Raw genomic sequence first — 18,548 nt, forward strand, 5'->3', positions numbered from 1 at the left:
GGACTGGGTCTCACCTGGCTACCCGAAAGAGTTCTCGACGATGATGACCGATTCGCCGGCGTCCGCCGTTTCCCCGCGCCCGTCCCTGGGCGCCCGCATCGGACGCATCGCGTTCCTCGTCGTCGCCGCCCTCGTGGTGGTCGCCGTCGCGGTCGCGTTCTTCGTGACCTGGACGATCCAGCGCTCCTTCCCGCAGACATCCGGCTCGACCACGCTCAAGGGTCTGACGGCCGACGTCACGGTGCAGCGTGATGCCAGCGGCGTGCCTACGATCACCGCCGACTCCTCGGACGACCTCTTCTTCGCCGAGGGCTTCGTGCACGCGCAGGACCGGTTCTTCGAGATGGACTTCCGCCGTCACGTCACCTCCGGCCGGGTCGCCGAGCTGTTCGGCGCCTCGCAGGCCGGCACGGACGCGTTCCTGCGCACGCTGGGCTGGCGCAAGACCGCCGAGGCCGAGGTCGAGGCGATGGACGACGTCACCCGCGGCTACTACGAGGCCTATGCGGACGGCGTCAACGCGTACCTGTCGACCCGCTCGGGCGCGGAACTGTCGCTGGAGTACGCGGTTCTCGGGCTGCAGAACCCCGACTACGAGCCGGAGCCGTGGGAGCCCGCGGACTCGGTGGCGTGGCTGAAGGCGATGGCCTGGGACCTCCGCACCAACGTCGAGGACGAGACCGAGCGGGCGCTCCTCGCCGGGCAGCTCGCCGAGGACCCGGAGGCCGATGTGGACGCCCTCCTCGGCACGCTTTATCCGGACTACCCCTTCGACCGGAATCCCGTGATCGTGCCGAAGATCTCCACGGTTCCGGCGCTGGAGGCCGGCGCCGAGCCTGCGGCCTTCACTGTGCGCGAGGGCGACGGCGAGGCACAGCAGGCTCTCACCACGGTGGAGTGGGAGGAGACGTCGTCCGTGATCGAGGCGGCGAGCCTGCTCGTCGGCGACGTCGGGGAGGGCATCGGCTCCAACTCCTGGGTCGTCTCCGGCGACCTCACCGAATCCGGGATGCCGCTGCTCGCCAACGACCCGCACCTCGGCGCCTCCCTCCCGTCCGTCTGGTACCAGGTGCAGCTGAAGTGCTCGACCGTGGACGAGGACTGCCCGTTCGACGTCGGCGGGTTCTCCTTCTCGGGGCTGCCCGGCATCGTCATCGGCCACAACCAGCGCGTGGCGTGGGGGTTCACCAACCTCACCACCGACGTCACCGACCTGTACGTCGAGCGCATCGAGGACGACTCCTACTGGCGGGACGGCGCGCTGGTGCCGCTGGAGGAGAGCACGGAGACCATCGAGGTCGCGGGCGGCGAGGACATCGAGCTCACGATCCGCTCGACCGTGCACGGGCCGATCATCTCCGGTCTCACCGACGACTTCACCGGCATCGCCGACGACCCGACGCCCGGTCTCACCGCCGAGGGCGCGGTTCCCGCCGCTCCCGGCTCCGATGCCGCCGAGTATGCCGTGAGTCTGCGATGGACGGCGCTCGACCCCGGCACCACCGCGACGGCGATCTTCGCCCTCTCCACCGCCCAGGACTTCGACGACTTCCGCCGCGCGGCATCGCTGTTCGATGTCCCGGCGCAGAACCTCATCTACGCCGACGTCGACGGCAACATCGGCTACCAGACCCCCGGTCGCCTGCCGATCCGCGGCGCCGGCGACGGCTGGATGCCGCAGCCCGGATGGGACAGCAGCTACGACTGGACGGGGTACATCCCCTTCGAGGAGCTGCCGGTGTCGTACAACCCCAGCTCTGGGTACATCGTCACCGCGAACAACGCCATCGTGACCGATGACTACGAGTACTTCCTCTCCCGCGACTGGGACCAGGGTTATCGCGCCGCCCGCATCGCCCACCTCATCGAGCGACGTGCCGCCGCCGCCCCGCTGACCGCGAAGGACATGCGGGACATCCAGATGGACGGCGAGATGTGGATCGGCAAGCACCTCGCCGCCGCGATGGGAGACATCGAGGTCGAGGGCGAGGGTGCACAGCAGGCCGTCGAGCTGCTCCGCGGTTGGGATGCGCAGAACGGCGCCTCGTCGGCGGGAGCCGCCTACGCGAACGTGCTGTGGTCGAACCTCGTCCAGAACATCTTCGCGGAGCGCGAGCAGCCGCTGCCGATCGACGGCCAGGGCCGCCTGTTCACCGTGGTCGGAGCGATGCTGGAAGACCCCGACGACGCCCTGTGGAGCAACAGGGCACTCGGCGTCGAGGGCAGGGACGAGATGCTCGCGCTGGCGGCCGAGGAGGCGTACGACGAGCTGTCCGGCATCCAGGGCACCGATGTCGCGCGGTGGAACTGGGGCGACCTGCACGCCCTGACCCTCACCAGCGACACGTTCGGCTCGTCCGGCATCGCCCCGATCGAGGCGCTCTTCAATCGCGGTCCCTATCCTGTCGGCGGTGGGGCATCCGTCGTCGATGCGACGGGATGGCAGCTCGGCGTCTCCTACGCGACCACCACCGTCCCGTCCATGCGGATGGTCGTCGACCTGTCCGACTTCGACGACTCGACGTGGATCCATCTCACCGGAGCCTCCGGCCACGCCTTCCACGAGTACTACGTCGATCAGACGAGGGACTGGTCGACGGGGGTGCAGCGGCCATGGGCGTTCACGCCGAAGGCCGTGAAAGCGGCCGCGGTCGACACCCTGACGCTCACCCCTGCCGGCTGAGAAAGGGGCTGAGGTTGCTCGGCTAGCGTGGACGAGTGCCCACCAGCTACCTCGCCCCGAAGGGGACGCCGGCGACCCTCCTCGAGTTCGAGCACGGAGGAGCGACCCTCATCGCCGAGACCTTCGGCGACGGGCCGCCCACCTTCCTGCTGCTCCACGGCATCGGCATGGGGCGCAGCGTCTACCTCGACCTCACCCAGCGGCTGCAGGGGCGGGTGATCGCGCTCGACCTCCCCGGCTTCGGGGAGGCCCCCGAGCCCACGCGCACCCTGACCATGCAGCGGCATGCGGATCTCGTGGCCGCGTATCTCCGGCACGTCGACGCCGGTCCGGTCGTGGTGATCGGGCATTCGATGGGGAGCCAGATCGCCGCGGAGCTCGCCGCCCGGCATCCGGCCCTCGTCGCGGGCGTCGTGCTGGCCGGTCCGACCGTCGACAAGGCGGCGCGGAACATCGGCGCCCAGGCGCGGTACCTGCTGCAGGACCTCGTCGGCGAACGGCCGCTCGTCATCTGGCGCGGTGCCCGCGAGTACCTCCGCGGCGGCCCGCACCTTGTCCGCAAGATGCGCGCGACCATCGTCCACAAGCCGGAGAAAGCGTTCGTGCGCATCGAGTGCCCGGTGCTGGTGCTGCGCGGCGAAGATGATCCCCTTGCGCCGATGAGCTGGTGCCAGGACATCCTCGACGCGATCCCCGGCGCGGAGCTCGCCGTCATCCCCGACCACGGCCACGGCACGCTCATCAGCGACTCCGAGCCCGCTGCCCGCCTGATCGAGGCCTTCGCCGCCCGCACCTAGCCGTTCAAATCGCTCACTTGGCGGCATCTGCGGCCGAAATGGCGCAAAGTGCGCGACTCGAACCCGGGGTCAGCCGGCGGCGGGAGGGGTCTGCTTCGACTCGGCGAGCTCGTCGACGACGAGACCCCGCTGCTCGATCGTGCCGTTTCGGTAGGCCTGGCGACCGACCATGTGCGCGGACAGGGGCGCGGTCGCGAACTGCATGAGCACCACCGGGGCGACGAGCACGAGACCGAACAGCACGCCGCCGATCGACCGCTGCGAGAGGGCGATCGCGACGCAGATCAGCAGCAGTCCGAGCACCTGCGGTTTCGTCGCGGCGTGCAGTCGCGTCGGCACGTCGCGGAAGTGCAGGAGCCCCACGGAGGCGGAGAGGCAGAGGATCGCCCCCAGGAGGATGAGGACGAGGACCGCCACGTCGACGACGGCGTCCGGGATCATCAGACCGAACACGTTCATGGTGTCGTGTTGTCCCTTCTCGCGACGAACCGGGCGACCGCGATCGACCCGAACACGCCGACCGCCGCGATGATGAGGAGCACGGGGATATTGCGGGTGTGGCCGTTGATGGCCATCTCAGCGCCGAGCACGCACATGACCTCGGTCAGCAGCACGTCGGCGGCGACGGCGCGGTCGAGGATCGACGGACCGCGGACGATGCGGATGACGGCGAGGATCGCGGCCACGCCGAAGACGGCGAGGATGATGAGGAGCAGGGTGTTCATCGGGCACCGCCGATCGTCGCGGGATCGATGCGGCCGGCGCGCTCGTCGGCCTTGAGCGCCCGGTACTGGGTCGGGTTGCCGAGCGCCCGGACGATGCGCTTCTCCCAGCCGAGGACGCCCTGCCGCTGCTTCTCCACGTCCTCCTTGTTGCGCACGCCGATCACATGCAGGTAAAGGACCCCGCGGTCGCGCTCCGCCTCCACGACGAGCGAGCCCGGGATGAGGGAGGAGACCACGGCGACGTGCGTCATCACGAGGTCGTCGGCATAGCGGAGGGGTACCGCGATGATGGCGGTCCCCGGCTGACGGCGGAAGTCGAACACCTGCGCGGTCACCGAGAGCGCGCCACGGAGGATCGCGAAGAGGAACTGCACGACGAACAGCGCGCCGTACCAGAGGTTGATGCGCCCGGAGAGCTCGACCGTGGGGAGGCGGAACACGCGGGTCACGAAGATCGCCACCACGAGTCCCGTGAGGAAGGAGAGCACCGTGAACTGGGCCCAGAGCAGCATCCACAGCACGATCAGCCAGGCGAGGAACGGCAGCTGCATGCCGATGTCCCGCCAGATGCGCTTGGTCTCGGGCCTCATCCCTCCACCTCGTCTTCCAGCTGGACGAGGTTGACCGGCTGCAGCAGGCCCGCCCCGATACGGTCGCACAGAGCGTACAGCGGTCCGGCGAAGATCGTCAGGGCCAGTGTGACGGCGACCATACCGGCGGTGGCCATGGTCATGATCCTCGGGATGTGCCGGCGCTCCTGCTGCTCATCCGCGGCGGGGGCACCGGTGAGGTAGGAGATGCGACCCTCGGTCTCGGTCGAGTCCTCCTCCTCGCGCCAGAAGGCGAGGTTCCAGGCGCGCATGAGCGCATACAGGGTGAGGAGCGAGGTGATGATGCCGCCGAAGATCAGCACGATCATGAGCGGCGTGCCCACAGAGGCGGCGGCCTCGAACAGGGCGAACTTGCCGATGAACCCGGAGAAGGGCGGCAGACCACCGAGGTTGATCGCCGGGATGAAGTACAGCAGCGCGATGACCGGGGCGATCTTCAGCAGGCCCTTGACCCGCAGGATCGACGTGCTGCCCGCCCGGCGCTCGATGAGACCCACCGCGAGGAACAGGGTGGTCTGCACGACGATGTGGTGGACGATGTAGTACACGGTCGCGCCGATGGCCGCCGGGGTCGCGATCGCCAGACCGAAGATCATGTACCCGACGTGGCTCACGAGCGTGAACGACAGGATCCGCTTGAGCTCGGCCTGCGCGACGGCGCCGAGGACGCCGACGATCATGGTCGCCAGCGCGATGATGAGCAGCAGGGTGTCGATGCTGTTCGAGGCGAAGAGCTGCGTCTCGGTGCGGATCAGCGCGTAGACGCCGACTTTGGTGAGCAGGCCGGCGAACACCGCGGTGACCGGCGCCGGGGCGGTCGGATAGGAGTCGGGCAGCCAGAACGACACGGGGAAGATCGCGGCCTTGATCCCGAAGGCGACCACGAGCATGAGATGCAGCACGAGCTGCGTGTCCTGCGGCAACTCCGACATCCGCTCGGCGATCTGGGCCATGTTGACCGTGCCGAGTGCGCCGTAGATCATCGCGATCGAGGCGAGGAACAGGATCGACGACACGAGCGAGACGACGATGTAGACCGCGCCGGTGCGGATGCGGGACTCGGTGCTGCCGAGGGTGATGAGCACGTACGACGCCACCAGCAGGATCTCGAATCCGACATACAGGTTGAACAGGTCGCCCGCGATGAAGGCGTTGAAGATACCGGCGGCCAGGATCAGGTACGAGGGGTTGAAGATCGAGATGGGGGTCTCGTCCGCGCCGTCCGCGACGCCCTGGCCGATGGAGAAGAGGAGGACCGCGAGCAGCACGATGCTGGAGACGAGCACCAGCAGGGCGGCGAGGCGATCGACGTACAGGACGATTCCGAACGGCACCGGCCACCCGCCCACCGACACCGCGAGGGGGGAGCCGGCGTCGACGACCACGAGCAGCACCGCGGCGATGACGGACACGACCGCGAGAGTGGCCACGGTGACGAACGCCTGCAGGCGTGCGTTGCGACCGAAGACGAGGGTGATCGCGGCGCCGAGGAGCGGCAGGGCGACGAGGAGCGGGACGAGCGTGGTCATGGCCTGCCCTCCCCGTCTGTCGTGTCGTCGTCCCGGTCCGCGGCGTTGTCCGCTCCGTCGGGTTCGGGCTCCGTCTCGGGCACGTACGGTGCGTCATACGGGGCGTCGTCATGGATCGCCGGGTTGTCGCGCATGTGCAGGACGGTGATGGGCGCGGTCTGCACCCCCACGAAGTCGGTCGTGGCGTCGTCGTCGTCCGTCTCGGACTCGTCGTCCATGAGGTCTTCGTCGGCGTCGGTGCGCTCGCGCAGGGCGATGTCGGCCTCGTCGTCCTCGACCGTGTCCGCCTGACCGAGCTGCCAGGACCGGTAGATGAGCGCGAGCAGGAACGCGGAGACCGCGAACGTGATGACGATCGCGGTGAGCGTGAGCGCCTGCGGCAGCGGGTCGCTCAGGTCGCCCTCGGTGCCGAAGAACGGGGCATTGCCCGGAACACCCATCACAATGAGCAGCAGCAGGTTCGTGGCGTTGCCGAGCAGCAGGAACCCGATGAGGACGCGGGTGAGGCTGCGCTCCAGCATCGCGTACACGCCGCACGCGAAGAGCACGGCCATGATGGCGATGAGAGCGAGCGAGACGTCCATCAGCCGTTCCCCCCTGACCGCGAGGAGAAGTCGACGGCGACGCCCGCCCCGGTGCGCTGTGCCGCCTGCCGGTCCACTTCCGCGCCGAGGCTGCGGAGCACGTCGAGGACGAGCCCGATCACCACGAGATAGACGCCGATGTCGAAGATCGTCGAGGTGACGAACTCCATGTGCCCGATGCCGGGGATCTCCCACTCCCAGAAGGTGCTGGTGAGCGGTGCCATGCCGAAGAACAGCGGGACCACGGCGGTGCCCACCGCGAGGATGAGTCCCGCGCCGAGCAGGCGTCCGGCATCGGTGGGGGCGGCGGCGCCGAGCTCCCAGCGCCCTCCCGCGATGTAGCGCATCACGAGGGCCATGCCCGCGACGAGCCCGCCGGCGAAGCCGCCGCCGGGGAGGTTGTGCCCGGCGAAGAGCAGGAAGATCGACACGACGATGATCGTGTGGAACAGGATGCGGACGATCACCTCGAGCAGGATCGACCGGTTCTCCGGCTTCATCTTCTGTCCGCCGACGAGCCAGGCGCGCGGGGCGGAGCGGTTCTCGGCGGTCTGGAACCGCACGCCGTCCGTCGTCTCCACGAGGGGCCGGCTGCGCGCGGACCTGCGCACGGAGCGCGGCAGGGTCTTCGTGGCCGCGAGCAGGTCGGCGCGGTGCGTGACGAAGACGAGCGAGGCCACACCCGTCGCGGCGAGCACGAGCACGGACAGCTCACCCATCGTGTCCCAGCCGCGGAGGTCGACCAGCGCCACGTTCACGACGTTCTTGCCGTGGCCGATCTCGTAGGCGATCTCCGGGAAGATCGCCGAGATCGGGTCGGCCACGCGGGATTGGGTCGCGACGACGGCCACGAAGGCCATCGTCAGACCGACGCCGATACCGAGGAGGGCTCGCGGGATGCGGCTGACGGAGGCGTTGTGCTCGCCCATGCGCGCCGGCAGTCGGCGCAGCACCAGGGCGAAGGTCACCATGGTCACCGTCTCCACGAGGATCTGGGTGAGAGCGAGATCCGGCGCGCCGCTGGTGGCGAAGAGGACGACCATGCCCAGGCCGGTGACGGAGGCGAGCACGACGCCGGTATAGCGCTTGCGGGCCCGCACCGCGACGACGCCCGCGACCGCCATGATCGGAGCCACGGCGAGTTGAGCCGGCGTGTGCCAGAGCGAGAGCTGATAGCGGTCGATGTCGCTCGCCACGAGCGCGGTGACCTCGGCGGCGACGAAGACGACGAAGATCGTCCCCACGTAGACGGGGAGCGAACCGCGCTGGGTGAGCGTCGTGCTCAGCACCGACAGCCGGTCGATGCCGCGCATCACCACGTAGTAGGCGTCGGCGGCCGTGAAGGGCAGCAGGCGCGGGCGCCGGTCCCACCCGGTCCGGCGCGTGAGCAGGAAGAGCCCGATGCCGAGCAGGATCGACAGGATCGAGATGCCGAGAGCGGGCTCGAGGCCGTGCCAGAGCGCGAGGTGCCCTGGGCCCTCGACGGCCGCGCCCTCGTGGTCGAGTCCGGGCGTGGCGGTCAGCGCATAGGGCTGCAGGGCGACATCGAGCGCGGGGGCGCCGATCCCGGCGGCGAGCGTCACTCCGGCCAGGATGATCGGCGCGGACAGGAAGCCCACGGGCGGGTCGGGCCAGACCGTATCGGGCTGCCGCTGTCCGTCGGCGTCGCGCTTGGTCCAGAACGCGCCCCAGAGGAAGCGGACACCATATGCCGCGGTGAGCATGGATCCGAGCGCGACGCCGATCAGGGCGACCAGACCCCATACGGAGCCACCCAGGGCGTCGTCCAGCAGTGCCGTGAGCGTCGACTCCTTCGCCACGAATCCGATGGTCGGAGCGACCCCGGCCATCGATGCCACAGCGATGAAAGCGGCCGTGGCCATGACCGGCGCCTGCCGGCCGACGCCGGAGAGCTCGGTCACGTCACGGGTGGAGAGCTGGCGGTCGATGACGCCGACGATGAGGAACAGCGCCGACTTGAACAGCGCGTGCCCGATCACCAGCGCGATGCCGGCGAGGGCGGCCGCCTGGGTCCCGTAGCCGACGACGACCGCGAAGAAGCCGAGCTGGCTCACCGTGCCGAACGCGAGCACGCGCTTGAGGTCGGTCTCCCGCAGCGCCTGGATGCCACCGAGGAGCATCGTGAGGATGCCGAGCGTGAGCACGATCGGCCGCCACGTCGGGCTGAACGCGAAGATGGGCGCGAACCGCGCGATGAGGTAGATGCCGGCCTTCACCATCGCCGCCGCGTGCAGGTAGGCGCTGACCGGGGTCGGCGCCGCCATGGCGCCGGGGAGCCAGAAGTGGAAGGGGAACAGCGCCGACTTGCTGATGGCGCCGACCAGCAGCATGACGATCGCGGCATCGACGATCGGACCGGTCGGCGCGATCGCGAGGATCTCCCGGATGCTCGACGTCCCCGCGTCGACGACGAGGAGCACGACGCCGACGAACATGACGAGTCCGCCGAGCGTCGTCACGAGGAGGGCCTGCAGCGCGGCGCGACGGCTGGCGGCGCGGCGCCGGTAGTGGCCGATGAGGAGGTAGGAGAGGATGCTCGTGGCCTCCCAGAACATCACGAGCATCACGAGGTCGTCGGTGAGGACGAGGCCGTACATCGCGCCGGCGAAGGCGAGGAGCACGCCGGCGAACTGCCCGATTCCCGCCGCCTCGTCGTGGAAATACCAGCGACAGTAGAGCAGCACGAGGGCACCGACGCCCGTGACGATCAGCGTGAGCACCCAGCCGAGGACGTCCATGTTCATCGACAGGTTCAGCCCGAGCTGCGGGATCCACGGCACGGAGACGAAAGGCACCGGGCCGTCGAGAACCTGGGGCGTCAGCACAAGGGCGTGCACGAAGGCGGCCGCCGGGACGAGGGCGGCGACGGCGAAAGCCTGAGCTCCCAACCAGCGCACCAGAACGGGCATCAAGAGCGACCCGAGGAGGAACACTGCGAGGAGCATCAGCATATACGCGGCTCCTCGGGGGCTCGTCGGCCTTGCGGCTCAGGCGGGCGGTGTCCGACCAGTTTACCGGGCCGCGACGCCTCTCGGCTCCGCGACCTTCGAGATCGCGTGCCAGAGTGGTCGCATGCAGCGGGTCTGGGGGCGCGAGCTGGCGGGGTGGGCGGCCGCCCTGGCACTCGCGCTCATCGCCCTCGGGAGCCTTGCGGCTTCGCCCCGGTCGGCCCTCGTGTTCGACGACGGGGACTCGCTGATCGTGGCTCTCGTCGCGCGCTCTCTCCTCGACGGGGGCGGGGGCGACTGGGCGATGTCCAGCGTCCTCTTCCTTCCGGAGATCGCGGTTTTCACGGCCCTCGACGCCGTGCTGCCCCTCGACGTGGACGGCGTGCTGGTGGTCAACGCGGTGGTGAACGTGCTCGCGCTGTACGGGGTGATCCGACTCGCCGCCGGGCGGCGCGTCGAGGGTCGAGCTCCGGTCGCCTGGTCGGTCGCGGCGCTCGCACTGTTCTGCGTCCTCGTCGTCACGGAGGCCTCCCCGTCTCGCGACGCGCTCGAACTCGCATCGCTGATGCTGACGACCACGTACTACTCCGCCACCGTCGTCGGTGTGCTCCTCGCCGTCGGCCTGTGCCGGCGGCTCCTCGATCGCGCCTCCGGGGGCGCGGCGCTGCGGGTCGCCCTCGCGGTCGTCGCTGCCCTCTCGACGCTGAGCAACCCGCTGTTCGCCGCGTGGGGGGCGGTCCCCCTCGCGCTGCTCCTCGGCGGTATCGCTCTCCGGGCGCCGACCGTCCGTCGCCGGAGCGTCCTGCTGGTCGCGGCTCTGGCGGGCGGCAGTCTCGGGGGCTTCGTCGCACGCATTCCGTTCGCGGCATGGATCGCGAACTCCGGTGCCGGCTATGTGCATCCCGCGGAGTGGGCGCACTCCGCCGCGTACTACACCGGTCTCGCGGCGGACCGGCTGTCCACCGTCGGCGGGGTGCTCGGCGCGATCGTCGTGCTGGGCCTGATGGTGCTCGCGGTGATCCTGACGACCCGAGTGACCGACGCCGGGAGTCGTCTCGTGGCGATCGCCGCCTGGCTGCTCCCCGCCATCGTGGTTCTCGGAGCCGTCGCTGCGGGGACGCACGCCGCGCGCTACCTGCAGCCCCTCGCCTTCGCTCCCGTGCTCGCCCTCGTGGCCGCACCCCGCGTCCTGCCGCTCCCGCCGGCGCTCTCCCGGGCGCTGACGGCCGTGGTCGCGGTGGTGCTCTTCGTGGGTGGAGGGCTCGCGGTGGTCCGGACCGCGCACGCGGCGACCGCGCCCGACCGTGACCTCGCCTGTGTCACCGACTGGGTGAACGGATCAGGGCGCACCGGTGCGGGCCAGTTCTGGACCGTGCGACTGCCGAAGCTGCACGCGGCGGACCCCGCCCGGCTCGTGCAGGTCGACCATGAGCTCCGCGGCTACGCCTGGCTCATCGACCGCCGCGATCTCACCCCGGGGGCGGTGACGTTCCTCGTCGAGGACGCGCAGACCGTGCCCTGGAGCCTGCCGGGCGACGCGCAACCCACCGCCGTCGTCGAGTGCGGACGGTATCGCATCCTCGACTACGCCCCCGGGACGCTCCCGATCGGTCCCGCCCACTCCTGACCAGCGCGCGCGTTCAGCGTGACGGCGGCGGTGCGGTCGTGGTGCCGGCACGGAAGACGCAGTGCAGGTCCTGCGTGACGCCCTGCTCACCGCGCAGCATCCGGGCGACCTGCTCTCCGGCCGCCCTGCCCTTCTCCACCGCAGGCTGCACGCTCGTGGTGAGGGTGAGGTCGCCGAGGCCGTCGAGCGGGATGCCGTCGAACCCGGCGACCGAGAGGTCTTCGGGGACGCGCAGCCCGAGCTCCTCCGCCGCGCGGATCACGCCGACGGCGAGCAGGTCGCTCTGCGCGAGCACGGCGGTCGGGCGAGTGGCCGGGTCGGCCAGGAGCATCCGCCCGACGAGGATGCCCTCGTCGATGAGGCTGCCCGAGGCCGAGATCGCCGGGGCATCCGGGAAGACCTCCCGCATCCCGGCGAGGCGGTCGACCGTCACGTCGACGGTCGCGTTCGCCAACCGCTCCGGTGTGATGAGGGTGCGCTCGCGTTCGGCATCCAGCGAGAGCGTGACGAGCGCCACGTCCCGGTGGCCGAGGTCGTACACATGGCGGGCGACGTCAGCGGAGGCGGCGACGTTGTCCAGGGTGATCCGCGGGACGTCGAGCCCCGCGTCCCCCTCGATGACGACGACCGGCAGGCCGCGTCCGAGCACGATCTCGAGGGAGGCCCGCGTGCGGCCGGAGCACCCGATGAGCACCACGGCATCCACGGGAGCGCTCGCGATCGCCGAGCCGTCCTCACCCGGCTCGTCGCGCATGAGGAGGATCCCGGCGCTCAGTTCGGCCAGCCCGTCGGTGAGGCCGTCCATCATCGCGGTCGTGACCGGGTCGAGGAAGGCCGCGCGCAGATGCCCCTCCAGCACCACCGCCACGATGCCGCTGCGCCCGCGCCGGAGGGAGGCGGCGCGCGGGTCGGGGCCGGTGTAGCCGAGCTCGGTCGCGGCGGCGAGCACCCGGTCCCTGGTGGCGGGCGCGACCTTGGCCTTGCCGCTGAAGACGACGGACGCGGTCGAGGTGGCGACCCCCGCCTCGCGAGCCACATCGGCGATCGTGGGCCGGCGCGGCGTCTCCCTGGTCATACTCCGAGGATAGCCCGCTTCGGTCGCGGAAGGTCGAATCGATTCGATAAGCTGTCCGCCATGGACACCGCCCTCACCCGCTCGCAGTTCGTGCGCTGGCGCACCGCGATCTTCGCCATCTTCCTCGCCAGCGGCCTCTCGATCGCGACCTGGGCCTCCCGTGTTCCCGGGATCAAGGAGGCGCTCGACCTCGACAACGCGCAGGTCGGCCTCATCCTGCTCGGCATGGGCGTCGCGTCCATCCTCGGCATCTCCACGAGTCCCGCCGTCATGGCGCGGACCGGCGCGCAGCGCGGCATGCTCCTGGCGATGCTCACGTTCGCCACCGGTATCGCGCTCGTCGGTCTCGGCGCGACCGTCTTCGGGTCGGTGCCCGTCGTGCTCGTGGGCATGGTGCTCTTCGGATTCGGCAACGGCTGCGTCGACGTGATGATGAACGTCGAGGCGACCGCCATCGAACAGCAGATGGGCCGCACCATCCTGCCGGTCTTCCACGCGTTCTTCAGCTTCGGCACTGTCCTCGGCGCGGGGATCGGCGCCCTGGCCGCGGCCCTCAAGGTCGACGTCGGCACGCACGCCGTGTCGATGGGCGTGCTCATCGCGGTGATCGCCGTCCTCTGCTTCTTCCAGGTACCCGTGCGCGAGGCCGCACTCGACCCCGAGGACCACGACAAGCCCCCGTTCCGCGAGCGGATGCACACCGCGCTCGAGGCGTGGCGCGAGCCGCGCACCTACCTCCTCGGCACGGTCATGCTCGGCATGTCCTTCGCGGAGGGTGGCGCCAACGACTGGATCGCCCTCGGCACCGAGCAGGGGCACGGCTTCGCGGAGGGCACGGGAGCCGTCGCCCTCGCGGTGTTCTCCGTCGGCATGACGGTGGTGCGCCTCTTCGGCGGGCCGCTCGTCGACCGCTTCGGCCGGGTGCTCGTGCTGCGCATCCTGGCCGCGACCGCTGCCACCGGCATCCTCCTGTTCATCCTCGCGCCCACGCTGCCGCTGGTCCTCGTCGGCGCGGCGCTGTGGGGCATCGGCGCGTCGCTCGGCTTCCCCCTCGGCATGTCGGCGGCGGCGGACGACCCGGCCAAGGCCGCCGCACGGGTGAGTGCGGCGGCGACGATCGGCTACGTGGCGTTCCTCGGCGGCCCGCCCGTACTCGGCGTCATCAGCGAGCACATCGGGCTGCTCAACACGCTCTTCATCCTCGTCGCGCTCGTGGTGCTCTCCGGCCTGTTCTCCGGCGCCGCCCGGCCGCTCCGCGCGGAGGAGAAGGCTCCAGCGATTCCGACCACCGAGCGCTGACCTCACTCCTCGACACCGCGCACCAACGCGGCCGCGTGTGACCGGCTACGGGCCCCGAGCTTGGTGAGCACGTTCGACACGTGGGTCTTCACGGTCGGCACCGAGATCTTCAGGCGCGCGGCGAGCTGGGCGTTCGACCACCCCTGCAGGATCCCGTCGAGGACGTCCCGCTCCCGCGGTGTCAGCTCGGGAAGCACGAACGTCGTCATCGGAGCCGGCTCCGGAGCGGACGCCGCCACCGCGGCGAGCGCTCGGCGGGTGACCCGCGGGTCCAGCGCCCCCTCTCCGGCAGCGACAGCACGCACGGACTGGACGAGGGTCGGCGCGTCGACGGTCTTCAGGAGGAACCCGACCGCGCCGGCGCGGAGCGCGGCGAGCACGAGCTCATCCTCGTCGAAGCTCGTCAGCACGAGCACGTCGCCGAGGCCGCGCTCGACGATCTCGCGGGTGGCCGAGACCCCATCGCGTCCGGGCATCCGCAGATCCATGAGGACGACGTCCGGCCGTAGCGCCGCGGCATTGCGCACGGCGACATCACCGTCGGCGGCCTCCCCCACCACCGCGATGTCATGGGTCTCCAACATGATGCGCAGGCCCGCTCTGATCGCCCCGTGGTCGTCGGCCAGCAGCACGGTCGGCGCGGTCATGCCCGAACCCCCGCGGGCAGTCGCGCCTCGACAAGCCAGCCCTCCGCCTCCGGTCCGGCGCGGAAGGTGCCGCCGAGAGCGGTGACGCGTTCCCGCAGCATCTGCAGCCCCCACCCCTCGCCGCCCTGGCCGGCCGTCGCCGTGGGGGCACCACCCCGAGACCGCACCGCGACGCGCACGTGGCCGCCGTCCCGGGCGATGGCCACCTCCACGGAAGCACCGTTCGCGTGACGGACGCAGTTGCCCAGCGCCTCGCGCACCACCCGCACGACCGCCTGCTCGCCGCCCCCGCCGAGGTCACCCGGATCCTCGACGACCAGCCGGACGTCGAGCCCGGAGCGTCGGGCCTCCGCGGCGAGGCGGTCGATGTCGGCCCACCCCGGCGTCGGAGTCAGCGCGCCCTCACCTCGCCGCAGCACTCCGATCATCGTGCGCAGGGCGCCGTGCGCATCGAGTCCGGCGTCCCGCACCGCCTGCAGCGCGGCGCGGTCGTCGGATCGGTCGAGCGGAGCGGCCAGCGCCGCCTCCGCCCTGATGGCCATGGCCATCACGTGTCCCGCCACCACGTCGTGCAGCTCCCGCGCCATGGTCTCGCGCTCGCGCTGCACGGCCTCCGCACGGTCCCGGTCCGCGGTCGCGGCGGCATCCTCCGCACGCTGCCGGTGCAGCTCAGCGAGCTCGTGCGCCTGGGACACCGCGACAGCCCACCAGTAGTCGGTGCCGAAGATCGCCCCGAACTGCACGGCGAACAGCAGTGCGACCGGGGGCGTCGCCGGAGAGAACAGCAGGGCGGCCGAGAACAGCGCGACGGTCGCCGCACCGAGCAGCACGAGCAGCACGCGGCGCCCGCGCGGTCCGGCGAAAAAGGCCGCTGTCCACAGCACGTCGAGCAGGACCACGAGCGTGCCGACGCCCCCCACCGTGAGCAGGTCGGCGACGAAGAGGACGGCGACCAGGGCGAGCACTGTCCACGGGTGGCGACGCTTCCCGAGGGCGAGAGCGCAGGCCGGGAAGGCGAGCACCAGGGCCCACCACGGCGAGACGTCCTCCGGCAGCAGCGAAAACGGCCCCCAGATCCCATGGAAGCCGAGCGCCGCCATGATCGTCGCGAGGGCGGCCATGCCGACGGGGTCCGCCCACCATCGGTGTCGCCGGTACCAGGCGGCGGGCCCTCCGTCGGCCGGATCGTGCATGTCCTCATGCAATCACGGCAGGCACCGCGCCGCATCCGACGAAAGGATGAGGGCGGTGGGACGACCGCGACTTTCGCCCGATCCGCGCACGCCCGCACCCGGGGATCGTGGAGGCCATGGAACTCTTCGGCGGGCTGCCGCTGCCCCTGTCCCTCGCCGTGCTCGCGCTCATCGACGGTCTGAGCGTCGGCACGCTGCTCATCCCGGTCTTCCTCCTGCTGCACCCCGGGCGGGTCCGCGCGGGACGGATCCTCCTCTACCTCGCGACGATCGCCGTCTTCTATCTCGTCGTCGGCCTCCTCTTCCTGTGGGGGCTGGTGAACCTCGTCGACGTCGCCTCCGACTTCCTGAGCTCTCCCGCGGGGATGATCACCCGCCTCGTCGTCGGCGCCGCCCTCCTCATCACGGCCTTCGTGATGCCGACGAAACCCGCCGAAGCAGCGCCGGGCGCGGTGCCCACGGCCGCCGTCGCGGCAGCGGATCCCGGGAAGCCGGGCAGCGACCGCGTATCGGCATCGGGTGCGCAGGCACACCCTCCCGCCCCGTCCGCCGCCACGGCGACGGCCGCGCCGCGTCCCGGTCGGATCACCCGGTGGCGGCAGCGCCTGCTCGACCCGAAGACACGCGGGTTCGCGGTCATGGCCGTCGCGATCGCCGCCGGCCTCGTGGAGGTCGCGACGATGCTGCCCTACATCGTGGCGATGACGATGCTCGCTGATGCCGGCGTCGACACGCCCCTCCGGGTGCTCTCCCTCGCGGGGTACTGCGCGCTCATGATCGCCCCGGCCCTCGTGCTCCTCGTGCTGCGACTCGTGGCGGCCCCGCTCGTGCAGCGCCCGCTGGAGCGCTTCGCCGCCTGGATGGAGCGGACAGGGGCGGAGAACACCGCCTGGATCATCGGCATCATCGGCTTCCTCATCGCCCGGTCGGCCGCCACCGAGCTCGGACTCTTCGGCGCGATCTTCTGACCGCGACCCCGGCGGCGACGAAGTAGGCTCGTCGGGTGCGTCTCGTCATCGCCCGCTGCTCGGTCGACTACACCGGCCGACTCAACGCCCATCTTCCGCTCGCCACCCGCCTGCTCGTGCACAAGGGTGACGGGAGTCTGCTCGTGCACTCCGACGGCGGCAGCTACAAGCCACTCAACTGGATGAGTCCGCCGTGCATGCTCGCCACCGAGGAACCGGGCGAGGAAGAAGCCGGCGCCGGCGTCGTCGAGGTGTGGCGCGTGACCCACAAGAAGACCGGCGACGCCCTCCGCGTGCAGATCTACGAGGTCATCCACGACTCGAGCCACGAGCTCGGGATCGATCCCGGTCTGCAGAAGGACGGCGTCGAGGCCGACCTGCAGCGTCTGCTCGCGGAGCAGGTGGACCGCGTCGCCGAGGGTGCCACCCTGGTCCGTCGTGAGTACCCCACGGCCATCGGCCCCGTCGACCTGCTGGTGCGCGACGCCGACGGCGTGGCGATCGCCGTCGAGGTCAAGCGCCGCGGCGACATCGACGGCGTCGAGCAGCTCACCCGCTATCTCGAGCTTCTCGGTCGCGACCCCCACCTGGCACCGGTGCAGGGCGTGTTCGCGGCCCAGGAGATCAAGCCGCAGGCCCGCGTCCTCGCCGAGGATCGCGGCATCCGCTGCCTCGTGCTGGACTACGACGACATGAAGGGCATCGAGTCGGGCATCCCCCGCCTCTTCTGACCTCAGCGCGTCGAGACCAGGCGGGGCCTCGGGCCCTCCAGCCGCGCGATCGCGATCTTCACCTCGGTGAGCTCGTGCTCGATCCGGTCGAACTTCGCGTCCTGGATCGCGAACCTCGCGTCGACCTTCGTCTCCATCGCGGCGAACCGCGTGTCCATCCGACCGATCATCCAGCCGAATCCGCTGATGATCGCGACGAGAGTCGTCGCGGCCGTCGCCAGCATCGTGATGACTTCCACCGACACGTACATGGCCCCCATTCTCACCCGTGATCCCGCCGCTGTCACGACTCTAGATCGGCGTGAAGGGCCTTCCTGCGTTCGGTGGAGGAACCCGTTTCGTGCACACCTGTGCAGGACGGGCGGGCACCCGTTCGCGGGACCCTAGGCTGGAGGCATGCCCTCTTCGCCATACTCGTGTGTGCTCTGGGACGTCGACGGGACCATCGTCGACGCCTCGGTCGGAATCCTGCGTCGCCTGAACATCGCCCTGACGCACTTCGGCCACCCGGCGCCCACGCGGGAAGAGCTCGTGCACTGGATCGGCCCTCCCATGTTCCAGTCCTTCCAGGACCAGGCGGGGATGACGCCCGAGCAGTCGACCGAGGCCGTGGCGTTCTACCGCACCCTCGGCAAGGCCGACGGGTACACGACCGACGTGCAGACGTATCCGGGGGTCGCCGAGCTGATCCACGACCTGCGCGCGGCGGGTGTCCCTCAGGCGACGGCGAGCTCCAAGCCCGAGAATCAGGTCGACGCGCTGGTGGATCACTTCGGACTCCGGCCGTCGTTCCTGACGACCGTGGGCGCCACGCCGGACGAGGCCACGCTCGCCTCAAAGACCGACATCGTGGCGGAAGCGCTGCGGCGGCTGCGCACGCTCGGCGCCGACACCTCTCGCCCTGTCCTCGTCGGCGACCGGCACCACGATGTCGAGGGCGGTCTCGCGAACGGCGTTCCCGTCATCTTCGTGGGCTGGGGATTCAGCGATCCGCACGAGGGCGACGACGCGGCGTTCCGCGTCACGAGCGTCGACGAGCTGCGCGCACTCCTGCTGCCCTGACCGGCCCCAGGCCGTCAGGAGACGAAACTCCCCGCCGGGTCAGCGCCT

General features: G+C 70.6%; 17 protein-coding genes. 7 read left to right on the forward strand and 10 right to left on the reverse strand.

Annotation, left to right across the window (positions count from 1 at the left end):
- Positions 1–40: 40 nt before the first annotated feature.
- Positions 41–2,683 (forward strand): penicillin acylase family protein, encoded by a 2,643-nt coding sequence (locus CYL12_RS12200; protein ID WP_199399115.1) that lies wholly within the window; start codon positions 41–43, stop codon positions 2,681–2,683.
- Positions 2,684–2,718: 35 nt separating this feature from the next.
- A complete protein-coding gene (locus CYL12_RS12205) occupies positions 2,719–3,480 on the forward strand; it encodes an alpha/beta fold hydrolase (protein WP_101847841.1) in 762 nt (253 codons plus the stop codon).
- 69 nt (positions 3,481–3,549) lie between these two features.
- On the opposite strand, the gene mnhG is transcribed toward CYL12_RS12205, so the two are convergent.
- The 6 genes from mnhG to CYL12_RS12235 are packed head-to-tail and all read right to left on the reverse strand — an operon-like array spanning position 3,550 to position 9,901.
- Positions 3,550–3,939 carry a monovalent cation/H(+) antiporter subunit G gene (gene mnhG / locus CYL12_RS12210; RefSeq protein WP_071328007.1) on the reverse strand — a complete coding sequence of 130 codons (390 nt, stop codon included), beginning with the start codon at positions 3,937–3,939 and terminating at the stop codon, positions 3,550–3,552.
- Positions 3,936–4,205, reverse strand: coding sequence for a monovalent cation/H+ antiporter complex subunit F (locus tag CYL12_RS12215; protein WP_025105196.1), 270 nt, complete (start codon positions 4,203–4,205; stop codon positions 3,936–3,938). Before CYL12_RS12215 ends, mnhG begins: the two co-directional genes overlap by 4 nt.
- Positions 4,202–4,795 carry a Na+/H+ antiporter subunit E gene (locus tag CYL12_RS12220; RefSeq protein WP_101847842.1) on the reverse strand — a complete coding sequence of 198 codons (594 nt, stop codon included), beginning with the start codon at positions 4,793–4,795 and terminating at the stop codon, positions 4,202–4,204. The genes CYL12_RS12215 and CYL12_RS12220 overlap by 4 nt, the downstream gene beginning before the upstream one ends.
- Complete coding sequence (locus CYL12_RS12225; protein WP_101847843.1) at positions 4,792–6,345, reverse strand: Na+/H+ antiporter subunit D; 1,554 nt, start codon at positions 6,343–6,345, stop codon at positions 4,792–4,794. Before CYL12_RS12225 ends, CYL12_RS12220 begins: the two co-directional genes overlap by 4 nt.
- Complete coding sequence (locus CYL12_RS12230; RefSeq protein ID WP_233486736.1) at positions 6,342–6,929, reverse strand: Na(+)/H(+) antiporter subunit C; 588 nt, start codon at positions 6,927–6,929, stop codon at positions 6,342–6,344. Before CYL12_RS12230 ends, CYL12_RS12225 begins: the two co-directional genes overlap by 4 nt.
- The gene (locus CYL12_RS12235; RefSeq protein WP_101847844.1) at positions 6,929–9,901 is read right to left on the reverse strand and encodes a Na+/H+ antiporter subunit A; all 2,973 of its coding nucleotides are present in this window, start codon (positions 9,899–9,901) and stop codon (positions 6,929–6,931) included. Before CYL12_RS12235 ends, CYL12_RS12230 begins: the two co-directional genes overlap by 1 nt.
- A gap of 121 nt (positions 9,902–10,022) precedes the next feature.
- On the opposite strand from CYL12_RS12235, the gene CYL12_RS12240 reads away from it, so the two are divergent.
- On the forward strand, positions 10,023–11,525 hold the full coding sequence (locus CYL12_RS12240) for a hypothetical protein (protein WP_101847845.1): 1,503 nt from the start codon (positions 10,023–10,025) through the stop codon (positions 11,523–11,525).
- A 13-nt stretch (positions 11,526–11,538) separates the two neighbouring features.
- On the opposite strand, the gene CYL12_RS12245 is transcribed toward CYL12_RS12240, so the two are convergent.
- The gene (locus tag CYL12_RS12245; protein WP_101847846.1) at positions 11,539–12,600 is read right to left on the reverse strand and encodes a LacI family DNA-binding transcriptional regulator; all 1,062 of its coding nucleotides are present in this window, start codon (positions 12,598–12,600) and stop codon (positions 11,539–11,541) included.
- A gap of 60 nt (positions 12,601–12,660) precedes the next feature.
- Between CYL12_RS12245 and CYL12_RS12250 the strand changes: the two genes are divergently transcribed.
- Positions 12,661–13,899: an MFS transporter gene (locus CYL12_RS12250; RefSeq protein ID WP_101847847.1), complete on the forward strand. Its 1,239-nt coding sequence runs from the start codon at positions 12,661–12,663 to the stop codon at positions 13,897–13,899.
- A 2-nt stretch (positions 13,900–13,901) separates the two neighbouring features.
- Here CYL12_RS12250 and CYL12_RS12255 read toward each other — a convergent pair whose 3' ends face one another.
- Both CYL12_RS12255 and CYL12_RS12260 read right to left on the reverse strand, forming a co-directional pair.
- On the reverse strand, positions 13,902–14,546 hold the full coding sequence (locus CYL12_RS12255; RefSeq protein WP_101847848.1) for a response regulator: 645 nt from the start codon (positions 14,544–14,546) through the stop codon (positions 13,902–13,904).
- A complete protein-coding gene (locus CYL12_RS12260; protein ID WP_101847849.1) occupies positions 14,543–15,739 on the reverse strand; it encodes a sensor histidine kinase in 1,197 nt (398 codons plus the stop codon). Before CYL12_RS12260 ends, CYL12_RS12255 begins: the two co-directional genes overlap by 4 nt.
- A gap of 116 nt (positions 15,740–15,855) precedes the next feature.
- Here CYL12_RS12260 and CYL12_RS12265 point away from each other — a divergent pair, with 116 nt between their 5' ends.
- Together CYL12_RS12265 and nucS are read left to right on the forward strand one after the other, a co-directional pair.
- Complete coding sequence (locus tag CYL12_RS12265) at positions 15,856–16,707, forward strand: GAP family protein (RefSeq protein WP_101847850.1); 852 nt, start codon at positions 15,856–15,858, stop codon at positions 16,705–16,707.
- A gap of 35 nt (positions 16,708–16,742) precedes the next feature.
- The gene (gene nucS / locus CYL12_RS12270) at positions 16,743–17,438 is read left to right on the forward strand and encodes an endonuclease NucS (RefSeq protein WP_101847851.1); all 696 of its coding nucleotides are present in this window, start codon (positions 16,743–16,745) and stop codon (positions 17,436–17,438) included.
- Positions 17,439–17,440: 2 nt separating this feature from the next.
- Here nucS and CYL12_RS12275 read toward each other — a convergent pair whose 3' ends face one another.
- Positions 17,441–17,689 carry a response regulator gene (locus tag CYL12_RS12275; protein WP_101847852.1) on the reverse strand — a complete coding sequence of 83 codons (249 nt, stop codon included), beginning with the start codon at positions 17,687–17,689 and terminating at the stop codon, positions 17,441–17,443.
- Between the two features lie 145 nt (positions 17,690–17,834).
- On the opposite strand from CYL12_RS12275, the gene CYL12_RS12280 reads away from it, so the two are divergent.
- A complete protein-coding gene (locus CYL12_RS12280; RefSeq protein ID WP_101847853.1) occupies positions 17,835–18,500 on the forward strand; it encodes an HAD hydrolase-like protein in 666 nt (221 codons plus the stop codon).
- Positions 18,501–18,548: the final 48 nt, after the last annotated feature.

Origin of the sequence: Zhihengliuella sp. ISTPL4, from assembly GCF_002848265.1 — a bacterium.
GTDB lineage: Bacteria > Actinomycetota > Actinomycetes > Actinomycetales > Microbacteriaceae > Microbacterium.